The sequence below is a fragment of the Cypionkella sp. PAMC25878 genome (genome assembly GCF_058135695.1).
The window spans coordinates 3,419,069-3,443,984 of record NZ_CM176871.1; the positions used below are offsets into that span (position 1 = coordinate 3,419,069).

General features: G+C 60.0%; 22 protein-coding genes, 2 tRNA genes and 2 pseudogenes. 8 read left to right on the plus strand and 18 right to left on the minus strand.

Going from position 1 to position 24,916, the window contains the following annotated elements; translation table 11 throughout:
- Position 1: 1 nt before the first annotated feature.
- The 3 genes from ACS5RD_RS16705 to ACS5RD_RS16715 form a co-directional block, all read right to left on the minus strand.
- A complete protein-coding gene (locus ACS5RD_RS16705; RefSeq protein ID WP_489928334.1) occupies positions 2-1,207 on the minus strand; it encodes a helix-turn-helix domain-containing protein in 1,206 nt (401 codons plus the stop codon).
- A gap of 115 nt (positions 1,208-1,322) precedes the next feature.
- Positions 1,323-2,546: a 5-aminolevulinate synthase gene (hemA, locus tag ACS5RD_RS16710; protein ID WP_489931398.1), complete on the minus strand. Its 1,224-nt coding sequence runs from the start codon at positions 2,544-2,546 to the stop codon at positions 1,323-1,325.
- A 108-nt stretch (positions 2,547-2,654) separates the two neighbouring features.
- A complete protein-coding gene (locus ACS5RD_RS16715; RefSeq protein ID WP_054009055.1) occupies positions 2,655-3,059 on the minus strand; it encodes a hypothetical protein in 405 nt (134 codons plus the stop codon).
- A gap of 121 nt (positions 3,060-3,180) precedes the next feature.
- On the opposite strand from ACS5RD_RS16715, the gene ACS5RD_RS16720 reads away from it, so the two are divergent.
- A complete protein-coding gene (locus ACS5RD_RS16720) occupies positions 3,181-4,551 on the plus strand; it encodes a M20/M25/M40 family metallo-hydrolase (protein WP_489928335.1) in 1,371 nt (456 codons plus the stop codon).
- A gap of 48 nt (positions 4,552-4,599) precedes the next feature.
- On the opposite strand, the gene ACS5RD_RS16725 is transcribed toward ACS5RD_RS16720, so the two are convergent.
- Positions 4,600-4,863, minus strand: coding sequence for a DUF1344 domain-containing protein (locus ACS5RD_RS16725; RefSeq protein ID WP_054009053.1), 264 nt, complete (start codon positions 4,861-4,863; stop codon positions 4,600-4,602).
- A 221-nt stretch (positions 4,864-5,084) separates the two neighbouring features.
- Between ACS5RD_RS16725 and ACS5RD_RS16730 the strand changes: the two genes are divergently transcribed.
- On the plus strand, positions 5,085-5,528 hold the full coding sequence (locus tag ACS5RD_RS16730; protein ID WP_489928336.1) for a GNAT family N-acetyltransferase: 444 nt from the start codon (positions 5,085-5,087) through the stop codon (positions 5,526-5,528).
- 152 nt (positions 5,529-5,680) lie between these two features.
- Here ACS5RD_RS16730 and ACS5RD_RS16735 read toward each other — a convergent pair.
- From ACS5RD_RS16735 to ACS5RD_RS16755, 5 genes and pseudogenes are all read right to left on the minus strand, one after another.
- A tRNA-Asp gene (locus ACS5RD_RS16735) sits at positions 5,681-5,757 on the minus strand.
- A gap of 337 nt (positions 5,758-6,094) precedes the next feature.
- Positions 6,095-6,223 (minus strand): HNH endonuclease, encoded by a 129-nt coding sequence (locus ACS5RD_RS16740; protein ID WP_489931399.1) that lies wholly within the window; start codon positions 6,221-6,223, stop codon positions 6,095-6,097.
- A 56-nt stretch (positions 6,224-6,279) separates the two neighbouring features.
- A complete protein-coding gene (locus ACS5RD_RS16745) occupies positions 6,280-6,453 on the minus strand; it encodes a hypothetical protein (protein WP_489928337.1) in 174 nt (57 codons plus the stop codon).
- A 10-nt stretch (positions 6,454-6,463) separates the two neighbouring features.
- Positions 6,464-6,860 (minus strand): annotated as a pseudogene (locus ACS5RD_RS16750) (transposase); the annotation flags it as partial.
- 62 nt (positions 6,861-6,922) lie between these two features.
- Positions 6,923-7,634 (minus strand): annotated as a pseudogene (locus ACS5RD_RS16755) (IS5 family transposase); the annotation flags it as partial.
- 155 nt (positions 7,635-7,789) lie between these two features.
- On the opposite strand from ACS5RD_RS16755, the gene ACS5RD_RS16760 reads away from it, so the two are divergent.
- Complete coding sequence (locus tag ACS5RD_RS16760) at positions 7,790-8,908, plus strand: IS110 family RNA-guided transposase (protein WP_489928338.1); 1,119 nt, start codon at positions 7,790-7,792, stop codon at positions 8,906-8,908.
- A gap of 374 nt (positions 8,909-9,282) precedes the next feature.
- On the opposite strand, the gene ACS5RD_RS16765 is transcribed toward ACS5RD_RS16760, so the two are convergent.
- Positions 9,283-10,710, minus strand: coding sequence for an efflux transporter outer membrane subunit (locus ACS5RD_RS16765; protein WP_489928339.1), 1,428 nt, complete (start codon positions 10,708-10,710; stop codon positions 9,283-9,285).
- 143 nt (positions 10,711-10,853) lie between these two features.
- On the opposite strand from ACS5RD_RS16765, the gene ACS5RD_RS16770 reads away from it, so the two are divergent.
- The 4 genes from ACS5RD_RS16770 (at position 10,854) to ACS5RD_RS16785 (ending at position 16,239) form a co-directional block, all read left to right on the plus strand.
- Positions 10,854-11,462, plus strand: coding sequence for a TetR family transcriptional regulator (locus tag ACS5RD_RS16770; protein ID WP_489928340.1), 609 nt, complete (start codon positions 10,854-10,856; stop codon positions 11,460-11,462).
- A gap of 55 nt (positions 11,463-11,517) precedes the next feature.
- Positions 11,518-12,693 carry an efflux RND transporter periplasmic adaptor subunit gene (locus ACS5RD_RS16775; RefSeq protein ID WP_489928341.1) on the plus strand — a complete coding sequence of 392 codons (1,176 nt, stop codon included), beginning with the start codon at positions 11,518-11,520 and terminating at the stop codon, positions 12,691-12,693.
- Between the two features lie 3 nt (positions 12,694-12,696).
- Positions 12,697-15,855: an efflux RND transporter permease subunit gene (locus ACS5RD_RS16780; protein ID WP_489928342.1), complete on the plus strand. Its 3,159-nt coding sequence runs from the start codon at positions 12,697-12,699 to the stop codon at positions 15,853-15,855.
- 183 nt (positions 15,856-16,038) lie between these two features.
- Positions 16,039-16,239, plus strand: coding sequence for a Fic/DOC family N-terminal domain-containing protein (locus ACS5RD_RS16785; RefSeq protein ID WP_489928343.1), 201 nt, complete (start codon positions 16,039-16,041; stop codon positions 16,237-16,239).
- Positions 16,240-16,649: 410 nt separating this feature from the next.
- On the opposite strand, the gene ACS5RD_RS16790 is transcribed toward ACS5RD_RS16785, so the two are convergent.
- The 5 genes from ACS5RD_RS16790 to tgt all read right to left on the minus strand — a co-directional run bounded on the left by ACS5RD_RS16790 (position 16,650) and on the right by tgt (position 21,666).
- Positions 16,650-16,724: transfer RNA gene (locus ACS5RD_RS16790), tRNA-Val, on the minus strand.
- 13 nt (positions 16,725-16,737) lie between these two features.
- Positions 16,738-17,064 (minus strand): HU family DNA-binding protein, encoded by a 327-nt coding sequence (locus ACS5RD_RS16795; RefSeq protein WP_489928344.1) that lies wholly within the window; start codon positions 17,062-17,064, stop codon positions 16,738-16,740.
- A 313-nt stretch (positions 17,065-17,377) separates the two neighbouring features.
- On the minus strand, positions 17,378-19,786 hold the full coding sequence (lon, locus tag ACS5RD_RS16800) for an endopeptidase La (RefSeq protein WP_489931400.1): 2,409 nt from the start codon (positions 19,784-19,786) through the stop codon (positions 17,378-17,380).
- Between the two features lie 197 nt (positions 19,787-19,983).
- Positions 19,984-20,529, minus strand: coding sequence for a hypothetical protein (locus ACS5RD_RS16805; protein WP_489928345.1), 546 nt, complete (start codon positions 20,527-20,529; stop codon positions 19,984-19,986).
- A 9-nt stretch (positions 20,530-20,538) separates the two neighbouring features.
- Positions 20,539-21,666, minus strand: coding sequence for a tRNA guanosine(34) transglycosylase Tgt (tgt, locus tag ACS5RD_RS16810; protein WP_489928346.1), 1,128 nt, complete (start codon positions 21,664-21,666; stop codon positions 20,539-20,541).
- Between the two features lie 96 nt (positions 21,667-21,762).
- Between tgt and ACS5RD_RS16815 the strand changes: the two genes are divergently transcribed.
- Positions 21,763-22,380, plus strand: a complete 618-nt coding sequence (locus tag ACS5RD_RS16815) for a TetR/AcrR family transcriptional regulator (RefSeq protein WP_489928347.1) — start codon at positions 21,763-21,765, stop codon at positions 22,378-22,380.
- Between the two features lie 229 nt (positions 22,381-22,609).
- Here the strand turns inward: ACS5RD_RS16815 and ACS5RD_RS16820 are convergent, their stop codons facing one another.
- From ACS5RD_RS16820 to ACS5RD_RS16830, 3 genes are read right to left on the minus strand one after another with little or no spacing between them, the layout of a single operon-like run.
- Entirely contained in the window at positions 22,610-23,386 is a 777-nt protein-coding gene (locus tag ACS5RD_RS16820) for an ABC transporter permease (protein ID WP_489928348.1), read from the minus strand.
- Complete coding sequence (locus ACS5RD_RS16825; protein ID WP_054006002.1) at positions 23,386-24,123, minus strand: ABC transporter permease; 738 nt, start codon at positions 24,121-24,123, stop codon at positions 23,386-23,388. The genes ACS5RD_RS16820 and ACS5RD_RS16825 overlap by 1 nt, the downstream gene beginning before the upstream one ends.
- Entirely contained in the window at positions 24,123-24,887 is a 765-nt protein-coding gene (locus tag ACS5RD_RS16830) for a transporter substrate-binding domain-containing protein (protein ID WP_489928349.1), read from the minus strand. The genes ACS5RD_RS16825 and ACS5RD_RS16830 overlap by 1 nt, the downstream gene beginning before the upstream one ends.
- Between the last annotated feature and the right edge of the window lie 29 nt (positions 24,888-24,916).

The following is a 24,916-nucleotide window of genomic DNA, read 5'->3' on the forward strand; positions in this document are numbered from 1 at the left end:
CTTATTCCGAGGGCGCTACAGGCGCGGCAGGCACGCTTGCATCAGCCACATTCACAAACTGCGCCAGATCAGCATCGCCCGAAATATCAGCCGTTTGATAACCCGTCGTCAAAGCTTCCGCAGACAAAGCCACATTTTTGATCACCTGCGCACCGGGGGCGGCAGGACCGTAAGTCTTGCCATTCACCACGAAATAGATCGAGCCGGAATTGCCCGAGCGCAGCAAAGCCGCCTGCTGCAACGGCGGCACTGCATACCGCTCGCCCGCATCGAGGATTTTCTCAAACAACACCGTGCCATCGGCAGCCGACACCCGCACCCAAGACGGCCGCACCGCCAGCACTTCGACGCCGGGTTTGGCCTCGGCCACAACCTGCACCGTATCGTCAATCGCCGCTTGCAAGCTGTCCTGCGCCGTGGGCGCCACGCCTGCATCCGCCGTCAGCACGCCAGCCGCGCGCGGATTGATCGTGCCAATCGGGCCATCGCGCGCCGTCAGCACTGGAGCCTCCAACGCCTCGGGCTGATACAGCCGATCCAACTGATCGCTGCCTGCCTGCGCATCGGTGCCCGCATCCGCCACTTGTTCGGGTGCCGCTTTGACACCAGCCAGCGGGTCCAACTCAGCCACCACCACCGGAGCCTGCTCAACCGGGGAAAGCTGAACGCGCTGCACTTCTTGCAACACCGACCAGCCGCCATAGCCTAGCGCGCCAATCAACGCGACCAGCACCGCCAGCGAGCCAATCGCCCCCGGCTCGACCCGTGCAAACAGGCCTTCGCTGCGCGGAATGAACGCGGTGTTCAGATCGCCAAAGCCTTCGCGGCCCTCATTCGCCACTTGCCGCGCCCGCAAAGCTGTCATCGACACCGAAGACGCCGCCGCCGACATGCCATGCGCGACTTCGAAATTCGCCTCGCGGCAGAATTTGGCAAATGCCCAATCCGGGTCCATGCCCAGATAACGCGCATAAGATCGCACGTTGCCTGCGATAAAACCCGGAGTTTCAAACGCCGACACATCGGCATTTTCAATCGCGGCAATGTAGGTGGCCTTGATCTTCAACTCGCGCTGAATATCCAGAAGCGATTTGCCCAGCGTGGCGCGCTCGCCCCGCATCAGGTCGCCCAAGCGCAGCTCAAAATCGTCAAAGCCTTTCGGCTTGTCCGCTTCAGCTGCCGGAGTTTTCACTCTCCGCCCGATCATGCGCTGAGCCCCATTTCTGCCCCGATATCCCTGCCACCCTTAAGGGCGACTCATATTTTGTCTATTGGGCAAAACCTAGCACGGGGCAAGCGATTCTGCATGTGCAGAAAGACATTTACGCCACAGCTTCGGCACGATTCAGCGCACACTGCCCCCAAAGCGAGTCCATCGCCATCACAACTGCGTCAATCGCCCGCGAATCATGCACCGGAGACGGCGTAAACCGCAGCCGTTCGGTGCCGCGCGGCACCGTCGGGAAGTTGATCGGCTGCACGTAAATGCAAAACTGCTCCAGCAGCATGTCGGACAGCATCTTGCAATGGATGGGGTTGCCAACATGAACAGGCACAATATGCGTGCCATTGTCGATGATCGGCAGGCCCAGCCCGCGCAACCGCAGCTTGAGAATGCTGGCATTGGTTTGCTGCGCATCGCGCAGGTGTTGCGCCGTTTTGAGATACCGTACCGAGGCCGCAGCCCCCGCCGCCACCGCAGGCGGCAAAGACGTGGTAAAGATGAACCCCGGCGCGTAGCTGCGCACCGCATCAACCATCTTCGCAGTTGCAGCAATATATCCGCCAAACACCCCATAAGCCTTGGCCAACGTGCCGTTGATGATGTCGATCCGACCCATCAAACCGTCGCGCTCCGCCACTCCTGCCCCACGCGGACCGTACATACCAACGGCGTGAACCTCGTCGATATAGGTGAGTGCCCCGAACTCATCCGCCAGATCGCAGATCGCCTTGATCGGGCCAAAATCGCCATCCATCGAATAGATCGATTCAAACGCGATCAGCTTCGGGATGCTGGGATCATCCGCCGCCAAAAGCTCGCGCAAATGTGCCACATCATTATGCCGGAACACCCGTTTCGCGCCGCCATTGCGCCGCACACCTTCGATCATCGAGGCATGGTTCAGCGCATCAGAATAGATGATCAGGCCGGGGAACAGCTTGGGCAAAGTCGAAAGCGTGGCGTCATTGGCAATATAAGCGCTGGTGAACACCAAGGCCGCTTCCTTGCCATGTAGATCAGCCAGCTCCGCCTCTAGCTGGTTGTGATAGACCGTGGTGCCCGAGATGTTCCGTGTGCCACCCGAGCCTGCCCCGGTCGCATCCAAAGCCTCGTGCATCGCGGCCAAAACCACCGGATGCTGCCCCATGCCGAGATAATCATTGCCGCACCACACCGTGATATCGGCCTCGGTCCCGTCCGGCTTGCGCCAGATCGCATGCGGATAAGCGCCCTTGCGGCGCTCGATGTCGATGAACGTGCGATAGCGGCCCTCGTCATGCAAACGGCCAATCGCGGTATCAAGGGCGGCTTCGTAATTCATCATCTTCTCCATCATCTTGCAGCCCTGCTAAAACATATGGCCACAAGATACCTTGATGTGCGTCAAACCAGCCTCGGGCGAAAGACGGCATTTTGCCACGCCATCGGGTCAGCCCTTCGGTGCAATCTCCAGCACCAGCACGCAAGCGGCCTCACCCTTACGCAATTTATCACAGGCCGCCAGCGCATCTTTTGCCGCCGACGCGGCATCCGGCAAACCGCCGATTGCCTGCGCGGAAGCCGCTGGCGCACCCGCAGGCAGGAACCCGTCATCCGGCGAGACGGCCAGCGCGGCAAAACCTTTGCTGCTGTCGGGCACGAAAATCGCCAGCGCATCCGGGTTGGTCATCACCACCCGCAACGTGCTCACCTCTGCCTCGGTCAGAAACGGTTGCAGATGCAGGGTGATGCTGGAACTGCCCAAAACGCCCGTTTCTGTCTTGACCGCTTCCGCGGCACCCGCTGTCGCCAACCCGAGCGCCAATGCTACGCCAACCCCTAAATATTTCATCATGCCACGTCTCCGGCTGCCTGAATTTCAGGCTTTCTAGCGCAGCCCGCCGCCACTGGACAGTCCCCCCCGTCCTGTTAGGCTCCGCCTCGCCAATAATCGCCGATATATCAAGGAGAGCCCGATGAGCTTGGATGCCGTCCTGTCCCGCATCGACACCGATCTGCCAGAGGCGCTGGACCGCCTGCTAGAGCTTTTGCGCATCCCGTCGATTTCGACCGACCCTGCCTACAAGGCCGAATGCGCCAAAGCCGCCGACTGGCTGGTCGAATATCTGAAATCTTTGGGCTTTGAAGCAGCCTCCCGCCCCACCCCCGGCCATCCGATGGTGGTGGCACACGGCGGCAAAGGCGACAAACACCTGCTGTTTTACGGCCATTACGACGTGCAGCCCGTCGATCCGCTGAACCTATGGGACCGTAACCCGTTCGATCCTGAAATCCAGGACACTGCTGCCGGAAAAGTGATCCGCGCTCGCGGCGCGTCCGACGACAAAGGCCAGTTGATGACCTTTCTGGAAGCCTGCCGCGCCTGGAAAGCCATCCACGGCACCCTGCCCGGCAAGCTGACGATCTTTCTTGAGGGCGAGGAAGAATCGGGCTCGCCTAGCCTGATCCCGTTCATGCAGGAAAACGCCGCCGAGCTGAAAGCCGACATCGCGCTGATCTGCGACACCGGGTTGTTTGACGACAACACCCCCGCCATCACCACCATGCTGCGCGGGTTGTTGGGCGAAGAACTCACCATCCACGCCGCCAACAAAGACCTCCATTCCGGCTCTTACGGTGGGGCTGCGGCAAACCCGATCAAAATTCTGTCGAAAATCCTTGGCAATATGACCGACGCCACCGGGCGCATTGTCATCCCGAACTTCTACGATGGCGTCACCGAACTGCCCGACAACATCCGCGCGCAATGGCAATCCCTCGCCTTCGATCACGCGAAATTCCTCGGCGACGTTGGCCTGTCGATTCCCATCGGCGAACAAGACCGCACGCCGCTGGAAATGCTGTGGTCGCGCCCCACAGCGGAAATCAACGGCATGTGGGGCGGCTATACCGGTGACGGCTTCAAAACCGTGCTGCCCGCGCAGGCCCATGCGAAAGTCTCGTTCCGTCTAGTGGGCGATCAAGATGCCGATGCGATCCGCAAGAGTTTCCGCACTTGGGTCGAGGCGCAACTGCCCGCGGATTGCCGTGTTGAATGGAAAGGCCACGGTGCGGGCGGGGCCAGTGTGATGTCGATTGAGGATCCGGCTTTCGAAGCTGCACGGTTGGCTTTGGGCCAAGAATGGGGCAAGCCCGCGGCCTATATCGGCTGCGGCGGCTCGATCCCCATCGCGGGCTATTTCAAAACCTATCTGGGTATGGACGCGATGCTGATCGGCTTTGGCCGTGACAACGACCAGATCCACTCCCCGAACGAGAAATACGATCTCGAATGTTTCCACAAAGGCATCCGCTCTTGGGCGCGCATCCTCGCGAAACTCACATAAAAAAACGGGGGCCAGCTGGCCCCCGTTCCCCCAGCCCTGCGGCCAGTCTCAGCTTTTAACGATACTCACCGCCGATGCCTCGTGGATCTTGCCCTTCAGATCCCAGACCACCGCGACCTTTTCGCCCACCTTCAGCCCCGGATCCTTGAAGCCTTTCGGCAGCATATAGGCCGTGCCATCCGCCAGCGTGATGGTGTTGGTTTTCATATCCAGCGATTTGATCACCCCATCCGTGGTGGTGCCAGCGGCCATCGCCAATGAGGCCGAACCAATGGACAAAATGATCGCTGCGGGAAGCATGTAAGCACGCATCTGCGTAACTCCGAATTTTGGACCGGGGGCGCACCCCTTCGGCCTTGTGTCGAAACCGTCTCGGTCTGTCGCGTCGGCGGAAGCTATTCCGTCCGGCAGATCCCGGCTTCAACGAGGGTTATACACCCGCAAAATCAAAAGGAAATCCGGGGGCACCGCCTTGTGAAACCCTGTGAAAACTGCGAGATTCCCCCGTGATCGCCCAACCGGAAGGCCCTGAAATGACTGTTCAAATCCGCAATACCACCCCGGAGGACGAGACCGCATGGCGCGGGCTTTGGGCGCAGTATCTGGCCTATTACAAGGTCGATCTCGCCCCCGAAGTCACCGCCAACACTTGGGCCCGCGCGCATGACCCGGCCAGCCCGATGCGAATCCGTTTGGCCGTGGAAGACGACACGGTTTTGGGCTTTGCCGTCCACCTCCACCACCCCTCGACTTGGGTGATCGGCGAAGATTGCTATCTGGAAGATCTGTTCGTCAGCCCAGATGCGCGCGGCAAAGGCGTCGGCCGCGCGCTGATCAAAGACCTCGCAGCCCTCGCCAAAGCCAACGGCTGGCAGCGCCTCTACTGGCACACCGATGAGGGCAACGCGACCGCCCGCCGCCTCTATGACAGCATCACCCCCAGCGACGGCCATGTGCGCTATCGCCTGAAACTGTAGATCACTTGGCTCAAACTTAGCTAAAATTTGCTTTCATACTGGCTTAAATATTCTGCGGGGTGCGGGGGTGCAACCCCCCCGCTCAAACCAATGCAGCAGGTAAACGCTGCAAGCACATATACAGGCTGAAATTTCTGTGGAAATTTTTGAAATGGCGCGGTGGACGGGGCTCGAACCCGCGACCCCCGGCGTGACAGGCCGGTACTCTAACCAACTGAGCTACCACCGCGCGATTGCCCGCTTGCTAAGGGATGCGCCGGGGGGCGTCAAGGAGGAAAATGCCCGAATGTTGGCTTGACCCACCCGCCGCCGCCCCACATGTTGAACCCGAGCAAGCAGGGGCATCAAGGTGGCAGAAACGGCAGCGGACAAAGCCTATGCAGCAGCACTGTCAGAGATCGAGCGGGTAAGATTGGCGGGCGAGACAGAACTACCCTGACCGGAGTGCTTCACTGCAATTCAAGCAGTCCATGGGGCAGTTGTTGGCGGAACTGCCCCAAGCGATGCCCCAGTGCGGGTGGAATGGGTGACGGGGTTTGGCGTCGGCGGGGCCAGTGGAACGGTAATCAGAGCAGACCGAAATCCACCCAGTTTGCCGCAAAGTCCCGTTCATCCTGAAGGTTCTCCCCCCTAGAGCCAATCTCAAGATGGTCTGGATTGATGCAACGGCGATTATTGCAGCGATGGCGAACCACATCGTCATAACCCGCCAACCCCCCATTCAGGATGCAGAAGACGAAGCGATAGGCTGTTAGGTGTGCAGGGGTTCTGTGCTGATCGAGGCGAGAAAGCGCTCTGCGGCGCTGTGATCGGTTGTGGCGATGATGATCATGGCGCGGATGGTGGCGGTGCCGAATTGATCGAGTTTGGTGATCAGCGGGCCGAAGCCATCATGTAGGCGCTCAAGGCGAAGTGCTGACCGCAAAGACGCACGCATCCGCATGATCAGGCGGACGGGCGCACCGCACGGTCTTGGGATCGACACCAACCAGGTCGCAGACCCGACGCTGCGAGATTTTGTGGTCCCGCAGCGCCTTGATCGCCGCTTCGCGCCGCTGGGCAGGTGTCGTCAGCGCTTTCCCAGCAGGTCTTGCAGCACGACAACGTCCAGCATCGTGTCCGCCACAAGCCGCTTGAGCTTTGCGTTCTCGTCCTCAAGCTGCTTAAGGCGTCGGCCATCAGACACGTCCGTCCCGCCATATTTGGCCTTCAGCTTGTAAAAACTCGCGGGGCTGATGCCGCGCTTGCGGCAGACCTCTGCCACAGTCAGCCCGGCTTCCTGCTCTTTGATCATCCCAATAATCTGGTCTCGGTGAAACGGCTCTTTCGCATTCGTCTGCTCCTTCAGGGTTGGCCAGACTCTACATTAAAATGAGGGCGTTTCCGGGGAGCAGGTCACGTCGTTTGTAGCGGCGGCGGTCGAAGCGGACTTTCTTCCTGCGGCTCTTCCTGCCTGAGATGCAAACCCGTATCCCCTTGTCTTTCAATGCTTCTCGATACCAATCGGCGTCATACCCCCGGTCGGCCAGAAGCCACTCCGCCTTTGGCAAACCGCCCAGAAGGGCCGCAGCACCTGTGTAATAGCTGACCCGCTGCCCGGCAGGCGATGCATGCATCGCCGAGAGGGGGCCTGCCGTCATGAAGAACTTCAGCGGCCGTCCCTTGGCGTCGGCGATGGCATGGAGCTTGGTGTTCAGGCCGCCTTTCGTGCGCCCGATGGCCCGTCCGCGCCCCCATTTTTCACGCGCAGGCTGGAGGCCGTGCGGTGCGCTTTCAGATAGGTCGCATCGATCATGATGGTCTTGCGTTCTGCCGCATCGGACGCGAGGCCCTCCATGATCCGGGCGAAGACCCCCATCCCGCTCCACCGCTTCCAGCGGTTGTAGAGCGTCTTCGCAGGCCCATATGCGCGAGGCGCATCGCACCAGCGTAACCCATTGCGGTTGATGAAGATTATGCCACTCAGAAGCCGCCCCCTCTCACGGTTTGCAGGCAAACCGTTGCCGGGCAACGGGATCATCCACCCCTTGGACGCCCGTGGCTCTTGGGGGAGAAGGGCCGAAGACGGTCCATCTGCGCTTCAGTCAGCCAGAACAAGTTGCTCATCGATCAGGTCCCCTTGCGGAGGCTGAATCATGAAACCAAAGTCAAATCCATGAGATGCCGTAACGGGGCCTGCGTCGCGACCCGCCCGTTACCGTTGCAGAATCGCGGGCAAGCTGGCGCCATTCCCGTATCGGATCCACAGGGAGGAGTGCGGGATGAAGCTGTTTGTCGGACTGGATGTGTCGCTGGAGAAGACCGCGATCTGCGTGATCAGCGAGCATGGGAAGATCGTGAAGGAGGCGCAGGTGGCGAGCGAACCCGAGGCGCTGTTGCGTTGGATCAACGATCAGGACGGCGCAATCGCTGCCGTCGGGCTCGAGGCTGGCCCCTTGTCGCAGTGGTTGCATCGCGGGTTGTCCGAGGCTGGGCAGCCTGTCGTGCTCATGGAAGCCCGGCAAGTGAAGGGCGCCCTTAAGGCTATGCCGATCAAGACGGACCGCCGTGATGCCGAAGGTATCGCGCGTCTTCTGCACCTCGGCTGGTTCCGGCCTGTTCACTGCAAATCGGTGTCCGCACAAGAGGTTCGGGCGGTGCTCACTGCTCGAAAGGCCGTGCAACAGGGGTTCATCACGCTGGAAATGTCTTTGCGCGGGCTGCTTCGGAACTTCGGACTTAAGGTCGGCACCATATCGCAAGGCCGGTTCGAACAGCGTATCCGCGAGCTGGCGGCCGGTAATCCGATGCTGGAAGCAGCAACCGAACCCATGCTCAGCGCGCGGTTGCCGCTGCGGCGAGAGTTGGCGGGCCTTGAACGCCATGTCCGGCAACTCGCGCAGGAAGATCCGGTCTGCCGCCGGTTGATGTCGATGCCCCCTCTCGGCAGATTTTCTTCGCAAATCGCCTGCCGGGCAATGGGGATCGGCGCTGTTGTGGCACTGACCTATCGATCTGCGGTCGATGATCCAGACCGGTTCACTTCCTCGAAGAGGGTCGGGCCGTGGGTCGGCCTGACTCCCTCGCGAAACCAGTCGGGCGAGCGAGACATCTCGGGTGGGATCACCAAGGCGGGCGACGTCAACCTTCGACGCGCGCTGTGTCAGGCTGCCACGGTCATGATGTATGAGGAGGGTCAGAAAACGGTCCGGTGGACTGTTTTCCCGACGATTGGTGGGCGGGCGAGCTGGCTGCGAACCTGGGCCGCAAAACTTGCGCGCCGTCGTGGTGCCAAGCGCGCGATGGTTGCGCTGGCGCGGCGTATCGCCGTGATCCTGCACCGCATGTGGAAGGATGACATCGACTTCCGCTTCGATACTCCGGTGATCCATGCCGGCTGAAGACACAAGCTCCAGACTGCTGCCCGCCTGATCGCGGGCCTTCGAGGTCCCGACGGGACACGGTTGCGATGATGCCGTGCTCAGGACTGACGCCGATCACATAGAGCACGCCAATGAGATGGGCACATCGGAATTGCATTGAACCAGCATCATGTTGGCGGCCATCGCGCTGACCCGGACCGAAGCATGCCCCCGGGTCGACCTCAGGCGAAGGCTGCCGAGAAGGGAAGCAGACTAAGCTCTCAAAGCACAAAACCGCAGTCCAGCGGAGTATGCCGCATGCGCAAAACCGCTTGACTGGGACGACCCCGTTACTGAAGTCCCGAACCTAGATCTAATAGAGGTTATCCAATGCCGCCCCGGCGTCGTTGCGCTTAGCCTGCACCGCCGGTTCCGCCTGCGCTGGCGGCGCTGAGCGAGACGAAGTTTGCCGCCTGTTGCCGCAGGGCTGCGGCCAGCGCTTGCTGTGCCGTAAGATAACTGCGCTCTGCGGTCAGGACGTTGGAAAACTCGGTGCCGCCGGCGCTGAAGTTGGTGCGGGTCAACTCGACCGCCTCGGCTGAGGTATCGACCAGACGTTGCTGGGCGGCAACGTTGCGGTTGTCGCGGCGATAGGCGGCGAGGCTGCTTTCTACCTCCTCGATGGCGTTCAGCACGGCGCTTTCCCAGCCCAGCCGCGCCTGCACGGCCCGGCTTTCGGCTTTGTTGAGATTGGCAGTGTTTGCGCCTGCGGTGAAGATCGGCAGGTTGATTGCGGGGCCAACGGCCCAAGTGGTGATACTGCTGCCGTGAGATCCATTGGTTGGGGTGATATTGCCGGACAGAGAGATTGACGGGTAGAACGCGGCTTTTGCCACGCCGATCGCGAACACGGTGGAGGCATAGTTGCGCTCGGCCACGCGCAGATCGGGGCGCGCACGGATCACATCGGCGGGGATGCCAACACTGGCGGAAAACCGCGGACGGGGCTGGGCGGCCCCGCGTTGCAGGATCGGGCGCAGATCGGCAATTTTGCGGGCGGTCAGCGTGGCCAGCCGCGCCAGCGCCTGATCAAAGCCGGTCTCATAGCCCGGCAGTTGCGCTTCACCTTCGGCGACCAGTTGCTCGGCTTGCAGCACAGCCAGACGGTCTGTCGCCCCGGCGTCGAACTGGCTTTTCGTCAGCTTCAGACTGCTGCGACGGCTTTCCAGCGATTTGTGGGTCAGCGCGATGCTGGCCTGCTGAAAACGCAGATCGACATAGGCATTGGCAATGCCGCTTTGCATCACTAACCGCGCCACATCCGCCGTGGCATAGGCCGCGTCGAGCTGTGCGGCTGCCGAGCGGCGGGCATTGCTGTTGGCCCCGAAAACATCCGCCACCCAAGAGACGTTGCCCGCCACCGACGAGGTTTCGTTGACGCCCGCGCCCTGAAGATCGCCGCGTTGCGCTGTGCCTTGGGCGGAAATCTGCGGAAAGTCGTTGGCGATCACCCCTGCCGAGGTGGCGCGGGCTTCGTTGATGGCCTCAACCGCCTGGCGCACATCCAGGTTGCGGGTCATGCCCGCGTCGATCAGTTGATTGAGGGTGGTGTCGCGGAAAGACAGCCACCAGTTGCGCGTGGCGACCGCGTCTTTGCGGAAGGGCGCACCCTTTTCAAAATCGGCGGCGACACTGGCTTTGGGCGATTCGTAGGCGATCTGCGTGCAGCTTGCCAATGTCAGGGCAGCGCCAGACCACAGCAGAAGCGCGCGGCGCGATGGATGCGCCGGGTATGCGGAAAGACCTTGCGTGCTTGGGATTGCAGCCGGATGCTGGGGCATGGGGGAAACTCCTTGATGTGGTATCGCGATGTCTGGCTGGTGCATCGGGAACGGTCCCCCTGTATCGGTCATGGATTTTTCAGCGTCTCTTTACATACATCCCTGAATGTTTGTAAAGAGACGCAAAGCCGCCGGAGATTCGTATGCGCAGAAGCAAGGAAGACGCCGAACAGACTCGCAGCGCGATTCTGGATGCGGCAGAGCAGATGTTCTGCGAACAGGGGGTTTCGGCCTCGACGCTGGAGAAAATATCGCGCAGGGCCGGGGTCACCCGTGGCGCGCTTTATTGGCACTTCAAAGACAAGATCGACTTGCTGCGCGCCCTGCACAAACGTAACGAGTCACCGCAAAAGATGCTGATCCGCAAAGCGGCACAAGAGGGCCACAGCGATCCGCTGGGTCTGCTTGAGCAAGTTGCTGAAGAAGTGCTGATCAGTTTTGAACAAGACGAGCGTCAGCAGCGGCTCTTTATCATCTTGAACACGCATTCTGCCGATGCTGAAGGCATGGCCTGGATGCAGGAAATGAACGCCGATATGTTTCTGACGCTTTCGGCTTTGATCGGACTCGCCCACGACCAAGGCAATCTCTCGGCCGATTTCACGCCGAAAGAAACGGCGGGAATTTTGATGGCGACGATGAATGGTTTGCTGAGTGAGTGGTTACGCTCGGGCAAATGTTTCTCGCTGTCTGACCTTGGCAACAGATTTCTACGCAAGCAAATGGCGATCTTCCGCAAACCCGCCGCCTGACTTTCGCTTTACCGACCTATTCCTGACACCTCCTCAACTGAGAACAGGCCAATCCATGCAAAACTTCATCCGACATGCACCTCTGCGTGCATCCTTCCTCGTGCTGGCGCTTTGCGTGGCGCCTGTTGCAGCCCTTGCCCAGCAAGCCCCGCCGCCGCCCACCGTGGGTGTCTTGGCCGCGAAAGTCGGCGAATATACCTTGACCACCCGCCTGCCGGGCCGGATCAAAGCCTCAACCGTCGCAGAGGTCAGGCCGCAGGTGTCCGGCCTCATCCGCGAGCGTCTGTTCGAGGAAGGCACTTGGGTCGAAGCGGGCCAGCCTTTGTATAAGATCGAAGACGAGCTTTATGCCGCCACCGTCGCTGCGGCCAAAGCCGCTGTGGCGCAAGCGCAGGCGAATTATAATCTTGCGCTGTCGGACGGAAACCGCGCCGAAGAATTGCTTTCGAGCAATGCAGGCTCTGCCGCCAACCGTGACAAAGCCATTGCTGCGCGCGATGCGGCGGCGGCGGCGCTGCAATCGGCCAAGGCGCAGCAAGTCAGTGCCGAGATTGACCTGGACCACACCACGATCCGCGCCCCCATCACCGGGGTGATCGGGTTGTCGCAAGCCAATACCGGATCACTGGTGGGTGCGCAGCAAGCGGCCACTTTGGCGACGATCCGCACGCTGGACCCGATTTTTGTCGATGTCACCCAATCCGCAAGCGACCTACTGCGCTGGAACAGTCCCGGTGCGGCGCGCGACTTTTTGAAAAGCGCCGAAGCCACGATGATCCTGCCAAATGGCGCGACCTATGGTCAGAAGGGTCAGCTGAAGGCGGCCGAGCCGCAGGTGGAGCCGACCACTGGCATGGTGACGCTGCGGATCAGCTTCGCGAACCCGGATTTCTACTTGTTGCCCGGACTTTATGTTGAGGTCGAGCTGCCGCAAGCCGTCGAAAAGAATGCGATCCTTGTGCCGCAGAGCGCTGTGATGCGGGATATCAGTGGTGGTGCCAATGTCTGGATCGTCGATGGTGGCGCAGAGGGTGGCAAAGTGGCCGTGCGGCCTGTCACCATTCTGGGGGCCTCGGGCAGCAACTGGGTGGTGACCTCGGGGCTGAATGCGGGGGATCAGATTGTGACCTCGGGCTTTCAGAAGGCCGGGCCGGGCGCTGATGTTGTGATCTTGCCGCCAGAGGGTGCTGCTGTGGCGGCTCCGGCGGCTGCCCCCGCTGAAGGGAACTGATCGATGTCGCGTTTCTTTATCAATCGCCCGATCTTTGCATGGGTGTTGGCGATCATCGTGATGGCGGTGGGCGTGTTGTCGGTGATGCGTTTGCCGATCTCGCAATATCCGGCGATTGCGGGGCCTTCGATCGTGATCAGTGCCAGTTACCCCGGTGCATCTGCGGAAACCGCTGCCGATACCGTAGTGCAGATCATCGAGAAAGAGATGACCGGGCTGGATGGGCTGCGTTATATCAACTCGTCCACCACCTCGACCGGGCAAATCTCGATCACGCTGACCTTCCGCATCGGCACCGATCCCGACATTGCGCAGGTGCAGGTACAAAACAAGCTGGCGCAGGCACAGGCCGGTCTGCCCGAAACTGTCACCCGTCAGGGCGTTGTTGTTGAGAAATCGGCAACCGGGTTTCTGATGATTGTCGGTCTTGTCTCAGAGGGCGGCGCACAAAACGCCATCGACCTTGCCGACTATCTTGCGTCAAACTTGGTCGAGCCGGTGTCGCGACTGGACGGCGTCGGCAAAGTGCAGGTGTTTGGTTCGGAATATGCCATGCGGATCTGGCTCGATCCGCTGAAGCTGAAGTATTACGATCTGTCGCCTGCGACGGTGATTGCTGCAATCCGGGCGCAGAACGCGCAGATTTCTGCTGGCAGCTTTGGGGCGATGCCCGCGCCCGAGGGGCAGGAACTGAATGCCACCATCACCGCGCAATCCTTGCTGAAAACACCCGCGGATTTTGAACGCATCGTGCTGCGCGCCGATACGGACGGCGGCCTTGTGCTGCTGCGCGATGTGGCGCGGGCCGAGTTGGGCGCCGAAACCTACGAAATCTCGGGCTTTTACAACGGCAAACCAGCGGCGGCGATGGCGGTGCAGCTCGCGTCTGGCGCGAATGCGATTGAGACTGCGGATTTGGTCAAAGCGAAGGTCGAGGAACTGTCGCACAGCTTTCCTGCGGGCACGACCTATGTGGTTCCCTATGAGACCACACCGTTCGTGCTGCTGTCTATCGAGGCGGTGATCGAAACACTGATCGAAGCCATGGTGCTGGTGGTTTTGGTGATTTTGATTTTCTTGCACAACTTCCGCGCCACGCTGATCCCGACGCTAGCGGTGCCAGTGGTTCTGCTCGGCACCTTCGGCATCATGGCCAGTTTGGGTTTTACCATCAATACCCTGACCATGTTGGCTATGGTTTTGGCCATCGGTCTGCTGGTGGATGACGCCATCGTGGTGGTCGAAAACGTCGAACGCGTCATGCAAGAAGAAGGGTTGGGCCCAAAAGAGGCCACTGAGAAGTCGATGGACGAAATCTCGGGCGCGCTGGTTGGCATTGCGATGGTGGTCTCGGCAGTGTTTGTGCCGATGGCGTTCTTTGGCGGTGCTACGGGTGAGATGTATAAGCAGTTCGCCGTCACAATCGTCTCGGCGATGGGGCTTTCGGTGCTGGTGGCGTTGATCTTTACCCCTGCACTTTGCGCCACGATGCTGAAACCGCACGCGCATGGGGCAAAGCGGCAAGGGATGCTGGCGAAACTGGGCAGCGGCTTTTCAAACTGGTTCGAGCGTAATTTTGGCCGATTGACCAGCGTCTATACCAGCCTTGTCCGAGGGGCGACAGCTCGACCGCTCAGCATGATGGTGTTCTATGCTCTGATTGTTGTGGCTATGGCGGCGTTGTATTTGCGCACGCCAACCTCGTTTCTGCCCGATGAAGACCAAGGCGCGCTGATCACTATTGTGCAGCTTCCATCGGGGGCGACCGCCGGGGCGACCGAAAAGGTTCTGCGCAAAGTTGAAGATTACTACATGAAAGGCGAGGCCGCGAACACCGACGCCGTGTTCTCTGTGCGCGGATTTTCGTTTGGTGGGCAGGGGCAGAATATGGGGCTTTTGTTCACCAAGTTGAAGGATTGGGGTGAACGCACAAGTGCCGAGTCCTCAATCTCGGCCATTGCAGGGCGCGCGTTTGGGCCGCTGTTCTTCGGGATCAATGAGGCGATGGTGATCCCCTTCGCCCCACCCGCGGTGCCAGAGCTTGGCACATCGAACGGCTTCAGTGCCTATCTGCAAGCCACCAGCGGCAAGACCCATGAAGAACTGCTCGAAGCCCGCAACATGCTGCTGGGGATGGCCGCACAAAGCCCGGTTCTGACGGGTGTGCGGCCCAGTGGCGTGGAAGATGCACCGCAGTTCCGCCTGAACATCGACTGGGCCAAAGCGGGTGCCGTCGGCGTGACGGCAGCAGATGTCGGCACCTTCCTGAACACCATCTGGTCCAGCGCCTATGTCAACGATTTCCTGTATCAAGGCCGCGTCAAGCGGGTCTTCGTGCAGGGCGAACCTGCGGCACGCTCGACCCCGGAAGATCTGGCGCTGTGGCGGGTGCAGAACGTGAATGGCGATTTCGTCGATTTCTCGACCTTCGCGACGCAAGAATGGGTGTACGGGCCGCAGCAGGTGACCCGTTATAACGCCATGCCCTCGATGGGCATTGATGGCACCGCAGCGCCCGGCTTTACCTCGGGTGACGCGATTACGGCGATGGAGGCGCTTGCCACCAAACTGCCGCCGGGGTTCAGCTTGCAGTGGACAGGCATGTCGCTGGAGGAAAAAGAAGCCGGAGCCGGGGCGATGGCGCTCTATGGCCTCGCACTTGCGGCGGTGTTCCTGTGCTTGGCCGCCCTCTATGAAAGCTGGACAATTCCGATCGTGGTGCTGTTGGCGATGCCTGTCGGCGTGCTGGGCGCGCTGATTGGCGCGTGGATTGGCGGGCAGTCGAATGGGGTTTACTTCCAAATAGGTCTTTTGACCGTGGTGGGTCTGACTGGCAAGAACGGCATCATGATCGTGGAATTTGCCCGCGAACGGATGGCCAGCCTTGGCGAGACGGCGGTGGAAGCGGTGACGCAGGCGGCCAGACTGCGCTTCCGTCCGATCCTGATGACCTCGCTGGCCTTCGGTCTGGGGGTGGTGCCCTTGGTGCTGTCTTCGGGCGCGGGTGCCGGGGCGCGCGAGGCTATCGGCTATGCCACGCTGTTTGGCACCATCACTGGCACGGCATTGGCGATCATCTTCGTGCCGGTGTTCTTCGTGCTGATCAACCGCCTGTTCTCACGCGGCCAGACCAAGGCACCGATCGCAGCTACACCTGCGTGAAGCGAACTCAAACGCTGGCGGCGATGCCCCGACTGGAAACGGTCGGGGCGTTTTTATGCGAAACTGACGATGCAATTCTGTTCAGCGCGGGTCCGCTGGGCGGAATTTTAGATCTTCATACTACCAAACAGTCCTTTCAAACACATCGCGGCGAACATGTTAAAGTCGACATAAAATCTGCCAATGTTGCCGCCTGCTACGATGCTGGAAACGGTGGCGGTGCTGAAGGGGCTCAACCACGCCTCCCGCGCACTGGCAGCCCTGAAGGGTCACGCCAAGACGATCCCGAACCAAGGCAGCCTTATCGACACGTTGGCACTCCAGGAGGCGACGGCGTCGTCGGAGGTTGAAGGCATCGTCACCACCCAGGATGAGCGGTTTTAGGCTGATGTGTTTGCCGAGAGCCCCCGGTTCCCGGCTGCTAAAGAAGCGGCGCGCTGAGCTGTCGGCCTTGCCGCTGTGCCGCTTTCACTACTCCGGCCCCTGCCCGGCTCCACGGCGTTCTGCAAGGGCGATCTGGTGCTGTAGCGCAGTAACGGCATCGGGCAGCAGTTTGAGCGCTTAGCGGTAGTCTGCGGCTAGGGCACGGTACGCAACGCGCTCTTGCCATCCATGTACGGGCGCAAGTCCTTCGGAATCACAAGGCGCGCAAAGTAGCAGCCGTCGCGATTCAACATGTGTCTGACCTTGCCCGCCACTGTGTCGCCCGGTCGTTTTGCGACGTGATTTATAACACCAAAACGTAAAAAACCCCTTGTTTTGCAAGGGGTTTCTTTAAGATCAATAAATTATGATGGTGGGAGATAAGGGATTTGAACCCCTGACATCGTCGATGTGAACGACGCGCTCTACCACTGAGCTAATCTCCCGTTGGCGCGGTGTTTAGCTGGCTTCGCTGGCCTCTGCAAGTGCCTCTCCGGCATTTTTACCGGGCTTCTTTTCGCCACCACGGCGCAGTTTCAGCGTCATGATCTGCCCAGAGGCGTCCGACTTCTGGTTGGCAATCCGCACCCGACCCAGCGGCGGCAGGATCAGGGTTTCGCCCGCTTCCAAAGCCTTGCCAAGTTCGGCCAATGTCGCCTCAACAATGGCGCGCACGTCTTTCTTGTTCTGATCCGAAGCCGTAGCGACCCGGTCGATCAGGTCTTTTACTTTCATCATCGCCACAACTTTTGCGCCAGCCTCATTGATTTCGGTAACCTCGTTCATGCTTTGCTCTTTAATTTGGGGCTTGGCCGCTGCTGCGGCGATCTTAGGTTTTGCGGGGGTCTTTCTGGCGGTCGCAGGCTTAGCGACTGCCGCTTTGGCCGTGGCTTTTGGCGCAGCTTTGCTGGGTTTTGCAGCTGCGGGTTTCGTCGGCATCTATGCTCTCCCATTGGTTCTTATTTTGAAACGACCATAGAAGATAATTTCTTAACGGGAAACCAATACCTGCCAAATCTTCGCAAAACCAAGACCTGCGGGGCATAAATGCACAAAAGCGCAGGGTTGCCCCCGCGCCTTTGCTTAACTTTTGAACCGCTTAGTGAGCCAGTGATGCCGGAGTATTGCCCGCCGACAAAGCCCGCGCAGCGGCTGCGGCTTCCTCAGCGGCTTCGTCCCATTCCACCGGCTCTGGCTGGCGCACCAAGGCCTGTTTCAGCACTTCGCGCACATTGCTGACCGGGATGATCTGCAAGCCTTGCTTCACATTGTCCGGTATCTCGATCAGGTCTTTTTCATTCTCAGCCGGAATGAACACCGTCTTGATCCCGCCGCGCAACGCCGCCAGCAGTTTTTCTTTCAAGCCGCCAATCGGCAGAGCATTGCCACGCAGGGTCACCTCCCCGGTCATCGCGATATCCTTGCGCACCGGGATGCCGGTGATCACCGACACGATTGAGGTCACCATCGCCAGACCAGCCGAGGGCCCGTCTTTCGGCGTCGCCCCTTCCGGGACGTGGACGTGAATGTCCATCGTCTCAAACTTCGGCGGCTTCACCCCTAACTCGGGGCTGATCGAGCGCACGAAGCTTGCCGCTGCTTCGATGGATTCCTTCATCACATCGCCCAGCTTGCCGGTGGTCTTCATCCGGCCCTTGCCCGGCAGCCGCAACGCTTCGATCTGCAACAGATCGCCGCCCACCGATGTCCAGGCCAGACCCGTCACCACGCCAACCTGATCGGTTTGTTCCGCCAGACCATAGTGATAGCGCTTCACGCCAAGGTAGCCTTCCAGCTTATCCTCCGTCACCTCGACCGTTTTCGCGGTTTTCTTGACAATCTCGGTCACGGCTTTCCGCGCCAGTTTGGCGATTTCTCGCTCCAGATTCCGCACCCCGGCTTCCCGGGTGTAAGTGCGGATGATCTCGGTCAAAGCGCCATCGGTGATGCTGAACTCGCCCTTCTTCAAAGCGTGCCCAGCGATCTGCTTCGCCACCAAATGGCCCTTGGCGATCTCGCGCTTTTCATCTTCGGTGTAGCCCGACAGCGGAATGATCTCCATCCGGTCCAACAACGGCCCCGGCATGTTGTACGAGTTCGCCGTGGTGATGAACATCACGTTCGACAGGTCGTATTCAACCTCCATATAGTGGTCCACAAACGTCGAGTTTTGTTCCGGGTCCAGAACCTCCAACATCGCCGACGCCGGATCCCCGCGGAAATCCTGCCCCATCTTGTCGATCTCATCCAACAGAATCAATGGGTTGGTGGTTTTCGCCTTCTTCAGCGCCTGAATGATCTTACCGGGCATAGAGCCGATATAGGTCCGCCGATGGCCACGAATTTCCGACTCGTCACGCACGCCACCCAAAGAAATCCGGATGAACTCACGCCCCGTCGCCTTCGCCACCGACCGCCCCAGCGAGGTCTTACCCACACCCGGAGGGCCAACAAGGCACAGGATCGGCCCTTTCAGCTTGGTCGAGCGCGCCTGCACCGCCAGATATTCAACGATGCGTTCCTTGACCTTTTCCAAGCCATAGTGATCAGCATCCAGCACCTTTTGTGCAGCAGCCAAGTCTTTCTTAACGCGGGAAGACACCCCCCACGGCACAGCCAAAAGCCAATCGAGATAGTTGCGCACAACGGTCGCTTCTGCAGACATCGGCGACATATTCTTCAGCTTTTTCAGCTCGGCCTCGGCCTTGTCACGGGCTTCTTTTGAGAATTTGGTGGCCTTGATCCGCGCCTCAAGTTCGGCCATTTCATTCTGGCCATCCTCGCCATCGCCGAGTTCCTTCTGAATGGCCTTCATCTGCTCATTCAGATAATACTCGCGCTGGGTGCGCTCCATCTGGCTTTTCACCCGGGTTTTGATCTTCTTCTCAACCTGCAAGACCGACATTTCGCCCTGCATCTGGCCGTAGACCTTCTCCAGCCGCTCGGCCACATCCAAGGTCTCCAGCAGATCCTGCTTCAGACCAACATCAACGCCCAAATGCCCGGCAACCAAATCCGCCAACCGCGCAGGCTCGCGGGTTTCCGAGACAGCAGACAAAGCCTCCTCAGGAATATTCTTCTTGATCTTGGCGTAGCGCTCAAATTCCTCGGCAACCATCCGCACCATCGCTTCGGCGGCTTGCTTATCGCCAGGCAGTTCAACCAAACGCGTCGCCCGCGCTTCAAAGAAGCTAGGATTTTCAACGAATTCGGTGATCTTCACCCGCGCCTTACCCTCAACCAGCACCTTCACGGTGCCATCGGGCAGCTTCAACAGTTGCAGCACATTGGCGAGCACGCCAATCTGGTAAATGCCATCGGTCGCCGGGTCATCGACGGAAGGATCAATCTGCGACGACAGCAAAATCTGCTTGTCATCCGCCATCACCTCTTCCAGCGCCCGCACCGATTTTTCGCGACCCACAAACAGCGGCACGATCATATGCGGGAAAACCACGATGTCGCGCAGCGGCAGAACCGGGTAGCTCGTGGCGAGAGTATCAGTCATATCGCGTTCCTTCTCTGGCAGGAAAGCCATGGCCCCGGTGATCGGCAGCGTGGAGGCTTTCCCCTTCGGATTATGTATTTGGGTGTGGCAAGCCCGGCTGTCAACCACTGCATCTGGCGCAATCATGCGCCCGTGATCTGGCGGGGGCAAGTGTAGAATGGTTCAGATTTGCGCCCTGCCCTTAACCCCGCAGCAAGCTATCGGCTATAGCGCAGCACCACCCGCACGCCCGCGCCGCTTGGCTTGGCGACGGGCCCAACCTGCCCGACCTGCATCACCATCAGCAGTTGGCTTTTGCCCAGCACAAAGGCGCTAAACCGCACCGCCATGCCCGCCGCCATCGCGGCAGCGCCCTCAAACTGCGGCAGATCGCCAACCGCACACCCGCCTTCAAGCATCAGTGGGCCAAGCAATTCCTCGGCCCCCAGCGGCGATTCTCCCGGCAATGCGAAATCCTCGGTCGCGGCCGTCGCACTCAGCAGCACAGGCTGGGGCGTCGTGGCATCGGCAAAGCTGATCGCCGCCCCAGCCACCGCCAAAGTTGCAGGCGTGGGCTGGCCTCCCTCGGGCAAAAGGCTCGGCTTGCCGCCCTGCACCGCGATGCCCTGCACAATCTCGCCCTGCCAATCGCCGGCAAGCAACCCCGGCAAAGCCACCAATTCCGACGCACTCGGCTTGCAAAAAGGATCGGCCACCGCCACCCCCGCCAGGCCAAGCCAAACCGCGATCCACAAACCCCGCATCATGCCCCCTCAGATCGGCTCAATATCGCCCTGCGCGCGCTGCGCATGGAACTCGGCCACAAACCCCGCCAACCGCCCATGCGCAATCGCATCGCGCAACCCCTGCATCAGCACCTGATAATAATGCAAATTGTGCCAGGTCAGCAGCATCGAGGCGATGATCTCACCCGATTTGAACACGTGATGCAGATAGGCGCGGGAGTAGTTTGAGCAGCATGGGCACCCACAACCCTCATCCAAAGGCCGCGGATCATCCATATGCCGCGCGTTCTTGATATTGACTTGTCCGCGATGCGTCCAAGCCTGCCCGGTGCGCCCTGACCGCGACGGCAACACGCAATCCATCATATCAATGCCGCGCTCCACCGCGCCCACAATGTCGTCGGGCTTGCCGACCCCCATAAGGTAGCGCGGCTTATCGGCAGGCAGCATCCCCGGCGCGTAATCCAACACGCCAAACATCGCCTCCTGCCCCTCGCCCACCGCGAGGCCGCCCACCGCATAACCATCAAAGCCAATCGCCGTCAGCGCCTTGGCCGATTCTTCGCGCAAATCCTTCGTCACCCCGCCCTGCATGATGCCGAACAGAGCATGCCCAGGCCGGTCGCCAAACGCATCGCGCGAGCGCTGCGCCCACCGCATTGACAGCGCCATCGACTTCGCCACCTCGGCATCCGTCGCAGGCAGTGCCGGACATTCATCGAAACACATCACGATGTCAGAGCCCAAAAGCTTCTGAATCTCCATGCTACGTTCCGGCGACAGCAGGTGTTTAGAGCCATCAATATGGCTGGAAAACCGCACGCCTTCCTCGGTCAGCTTGCGCAAAGCGGCAAGGCTCATCACCTGAAACCCGCCCGAATCCGTCAGAATTGGCCGCTCCCAATTCATAAACTTATGCAGCCCGCCCAAATGCGCGATCCGCTCCGCCGTGGGGCGCAGCATCAGATGATAGGTGTTGCCCAGCAGAATATCGGCCCCGGTGGCGCGCACAGATTCTGGTAGCATCGCCTTCACCGTCGCCGCCGTCCCCACCGGCATGAAAGCAGGCGTGCGAATATCCCCGCGCGGCGTGTGGATCACACCCGTCCGTGCTGCCCCATCCACCGCCTGTAAATCAAAGCCGAATTTTGTCATGCTGGACCCCTGTAAGCGTTGCCCTTCTGCGGGAATACGGGCAGAAAGTGAAGGGGGATGCGCGCCCAAGCCTAAGCCTGCCCGTGGAAAGTACACATGTCCGACACGCCTCTCCGCCCCGCCCAAACGCGCCTCACCGCCGAGACCCGCCGCAAGCACATCGCCGAAGCCGCCCTCCGCGCCCTGCAAACCCACGGTCATGCCGGCCTGACCGCCCGCAAAGTCGCTGCCGAAGCGGGCCTATCGCTGGGCCATCTGACCTATCACTACAAAGACATGGCCGAGGTGCTCTCCGCCGCCTTCCGCCTTGCCGCCGATCAAGTGCAAGAGGCCGGACGCCGCGCGCTGATCCAACCCGGTGGCACCCCGTCCGAACGCCTCGATCGCTTCCTGCGTGCGGGCTTCACCACCGATTTGATGACCCCCGCCCACCTGCGCCTGAAAATTGACCTGTGGTCCGCCGCTCTCACCCAGCCCGAAATCGCCTCGATCGAGCGCGCGCTTTACGACAGCCACCGCGACGCGTTGGAACGCCTGCTCGACCGCATGGCCGCAGGCTACGCCTTTGAGCGTATCCCCGCCGTCGCCGATCTGATCATGGCCACGCTGGACGGGCTTTGGCTCGACTGGCTGCGCCGGGGTGACGAGTTGGCGGTCAAAAACGGCCTAGACGGCTGCGTGCTGTTCGCGCGGCTAAGGCTCGGCGGTACCTGACAGCCCCCAAAACGAATTTCAAAGCAAGCCGAAATTCGTGGTCGCCCTGCAAAGAACTCGCTAAAAATTACCTAAAATTTACTTTCATCTTGGTCTAAATATCCCCGCCGGAGGCATCCAACAGCCGCGCCAATAATCCCATATCAAAGCGAAAGCGTTAAAAACCCATTAACGCAACCATGTCATCCTATTGATATAGTTCGATAAAAAAAGGTCCCGAGTTGGGACCTCAGGCGACCTTGCTCGGAAACCGGCTTTCAAACCACTTGAACAGCAGCACAATCAGCGCCGTGATCGCCATATAGGTCACCGCCAGCAACAACAGCGGTTCATAAACCACCAAAGTATCGCGCCGCACCCGTCCCGCCACATCATAAATATCCATGATCGTGATCGTCGAAATCAACGGAGTCGATTTCAACTGCAACACCGTCTCGCCGCCAATCGTCGGCAACACCCGCTGCACCGCCTGCGGCAACCATATCCGCCGGAAAATGGTGAACCGAGGCATCCCCATCGCGCGCGCAGCCTCCAACTGCCCATGCGGCACAGATTTGAACGCGCCGCGCAACACCTCGCCCTCATAGCCCGCGACCGACAGCGACAGTGCCACCACCGCATAGGGCCAGGCCTGCCGCAAGATCGGCCAGAACGCAGAGTCCCGGATCCACGGGATCGACGGGAACAAGGATCCGATCCCGTAATAAAGTAGCCAAATCTGCATCAACAACGGCGTGCCCCGGATCACCGAGCAGAACACCCGCGCAGGCCAAGCGAGCCAGCGCGGCCCCGCCGCCTGCACGAATCCAATCGGAATCGCCAGCGCAAAGCCGATCACCATCGTCACCATCAGCATCCAGATCGTCTGCCAGAGCCCGCGCAACATCATCGATTGATATTTCGGATTGGCCAGCCAATCCCAGCGCAAAGAATAGATGCACCACGTCACCAGCGCAGCGGCAATCGCGATCATAATCACCCGACGCAGGTTGAGAAAATCGCGCATCAGCCCCTCGCGTCGCGTTGACCACGGCGCGAGATTTTCTCAAGCCGTCCGAACAGCAGGATCGAAATCAACGAAATCGCCATATAAAGCGCCATAGCTGCGCCATAAAACGTGAAAAACGCCTTTGTGGTGGCCGAGGCCTGGAACGTCGCCTTGGTCAGTTCGGTAAAGCCAATCACCGCCAGCAAAGCCGTGTCCTTGGTCGCGTTCAGCCACAGATTCCCCAAACCGGGAATCGCATTTGATGTCATCAGCGGCAAGGTGATCCGCCGTGCCAGCATCACCGGCGACATTCCCATCGCCCGCGCGGCCTCGATCTGACCGTGTGGCACCGCGAGGATAGAGCCGCGTAAGACCTCGATCTGATAGGCCCCCTGCACCACCGCCAGCACCACCACGCCAGTGATGAATTGCGGCAGGTTGATGCGCTCATAGCCCAAGCCCAGCAGGACTTGGTTGATCAGCGCAGGCACGGCGTAATACAGGATCAGGATCAGTACCAACTCGGGCACGGCTCGCACGATCGTGGTGTAGACGGCCAGTAAATCCTTGGCGACCGGACCACCGTAAAGTTTGCCAAACGCCCCGGACACGCCAATGCAAAACCCAATCGCATAGGCGCCAAGCGCAATCATTAGGGAGTTTCCAAACCCCCAAAGCAGGGTCGCCCCCCAGCCGCAATCGCCAAAGCCAAGCAGCGTTAGGCTCGAAAGCTCTGCGGGTGGGGGGCAGGTCATCAGTTTGCGGGGCCGTAAATGTCGATGGTGAAGTATTTCTTAGTGATGACGTCATATTCGCCATCGGCACGAACGTCCGCAATCGCCTTGTTCAGGGTCTCTTTCAGCGGATCGCCCTTGCGCAGGCCAAAGCCGACGCCACGGCCCAAGATAACCGGATCATCGGCAACGTTGCCGACGTTTTCACAGCAAGCACCCGGTTCGGTTTTCAGAAAATCGGCGACCACGATGGAATCGGCGACAACCGCATCAATCCGGCCAGCCGCCAGATCCTGATAGGATTCGTCCGAAGTCTGATAGCTTTTCAACTCTGAATCCGGGAAGTGCGCCTGCACATAGGCCTCTTGGATGGTCGAGACCTGCACGCCGATGACTTTGCCGTTCAGACCCACTGGCGTGGGCAGAATGCCCGAGCCTTTGGCCGCCATCACAGCAGTCGGGGTGTTGTAATATTTATCCGTGAAATCAATGCTCTTTTCGCGTTCTTCATTGATCGTCATCGACGACATGATCACGTCAATCTGTCCAGCGTTCAAAGCCGGGATGATGCCGTCCCAAGCAGTTGGGGTGATCACACATTCCAGCGCTGCCTTCTTACAAACGGCACTTAGAAGATCAATCTCCCAACCGACCCAGTTGCCGCTGGCATCGGGCGAGGTAAACGGCGGATAGGGCTCGGCCGCGACGCCAATTTTCAGCGGGGCAGCAAGCGCAGCCGTGCCAAACAGCAATGAGGCTGCGGCAACGAGGGCGAGTTTCTTCATAGTTAATCCTCACAAGTTGGTTTAAGTAT

Excerpts from the sequence above, each read along its gene's own strand:
- ACS5RD_RS16825 (WP_054006002.1), bottom strand. The coding sequence starts at position 24,123 with ATGACCTGCCCCCCACCCGCAGAGCTTTCGAGCCTAACGCTGCTTGGC.
- hemA (WP_489931398.1), bottom strand. The coding sequence starts at position 2,546 with ATGAATTACGAAGCCGCCCTTGATACCGCGATTGGCCGTTTGCATGAC.
- ACS5RD_RS16705 (WP_489928334.1), bottom strand. The coding sequence starts at position 1,207 with ATGATCGGGCGGAGAGTGAAAACTCCGGCAGCTGAAGCGGACAAGCCG.
- ACS5RD_RS16830 (WP_489928349.1), bottom strand. The coding sequence starts at position 24,887 with ATGAAGAAACTCGCCCTCGTTGCCGCAGCCTCATTGCTGTTTGGCACG.
- ACS5RD_RS16760 (WP_489928338.1), top strand. The coding sequence starts at position 7,790 with ATGAAGCTGTTTGTCGGACTGGATGTGTCGCTGGAGAAGACCGCGATC.
- ACS5RD_RS16795 (WP_489928344.1), bottom strand. The coding sequence starts at position 17,064 with ATGAACGAGGTTACCGAAATCAATGAGGCTGGCGCAAAAGTTGTGGCG.
- ACS5RD_RS16775 (WP_489928341.1), top strand. The coding sequence starts at position 11,518 with ATGCAAAACTTCATCCGACATGCACCTCTGCGTGCATCCTTCCTCGTG.
- ACS5RD_RS16785 (WP_489928343.1), top strand. The coding sequence starts at position 16,039 with ATGTTGCCGCCTGCTACGATGCTGGAAACGGTGGCGGTGCTGAAGGGG.
- lon (WP_489931400.1), bottom strand. The coding sequence starts at position 19,786 with ATGACTGATACTCTCGCCACGAGCTACCCGGTTCTGCCGCTGCGCGAC.
- ACS5RD_RS16770 (WP_489928340.1), top strand. The coding sequence starts at position 10,854 with ATGCGCAGAAGCAAGGAAGACGCCGAACAGACTCGCAGCGCGATTCTG.
- ACS5RD_RS16715 (WP_054009055.1), bottom strand. The coding sequence starts at position 3,059 with ATGATGAAATATTTAGGGGTTGGCGTAGCATTGGCGCTCGGGTTGGCG.
- ACS5RD_RS16730 (WP_489928336.1), top strand. The coding sequence starts at position 5,085 with ATGACTGTTCAAATCCGCAATACCACCCCGGAGGACGAGACCGCATGG.
- ACS5RD_RS16805 (WP_489928345.1), bottom strand. The coding sequence starts at position 20,529 with ATGCGGGGTTTGTGGATCGCGGTTTGGCTTGGCCTGGCGGGGGTGGCG.
- ACS5RD_RS16720 (WP_489928335.1), top strand. The coding sequence starts at position 3,181 with ATGAGCTTGGATGCCGTCCTGTCCCGCATCGACACCGATCTGCCAGAG.
- ACS5RD_RS16820 (WP_489928348.1), bottom strand. The coding sequence starts at position 23,386 with ATGCGCGATTTTCTCAACCTGCGTCGGGTGATTATGATCGCGATTGCC.
- ACS5RD_RS16815 (WP_489928347.1), top strand. The coding sequence starts at position 21,763 with ATGTCCGACACGCCTCTCCGCCCCGCCCAAACGCGCCTCACCGCCGAG.
- ACS5RD_RS16725 (WP_054009053.1), bottom strand. The coding sequence starts at position 4,863 with ATGCGTGCTTACATGCTTCCCGCAGCGATCATTTTGTCCATTGGTTCG.
- tgt (WP_489928346.1), bottom strand. The coding sequence starts at position 21,666 with ATGACAAAATTCGGCTTTGATTTACAGGCGGTGGATGGGGCAGCACGG.
- ACS5RD_RS16780 (WP_489928342.1), top strand. The coding sequence starts at position 12,697 with ATGTCGCGTTTCTTTATCAATCGCCCGATCTTTGCATGGGTGTTGGCG.
- ACS5RD_RS16765 (WP_489928339.1), bottom strand. The coding sequence starts at position 10,710 with ATGCCCCAGCATCCGGCTGCAATCCCAAGCACGCAAGGTCTTTCCGCA.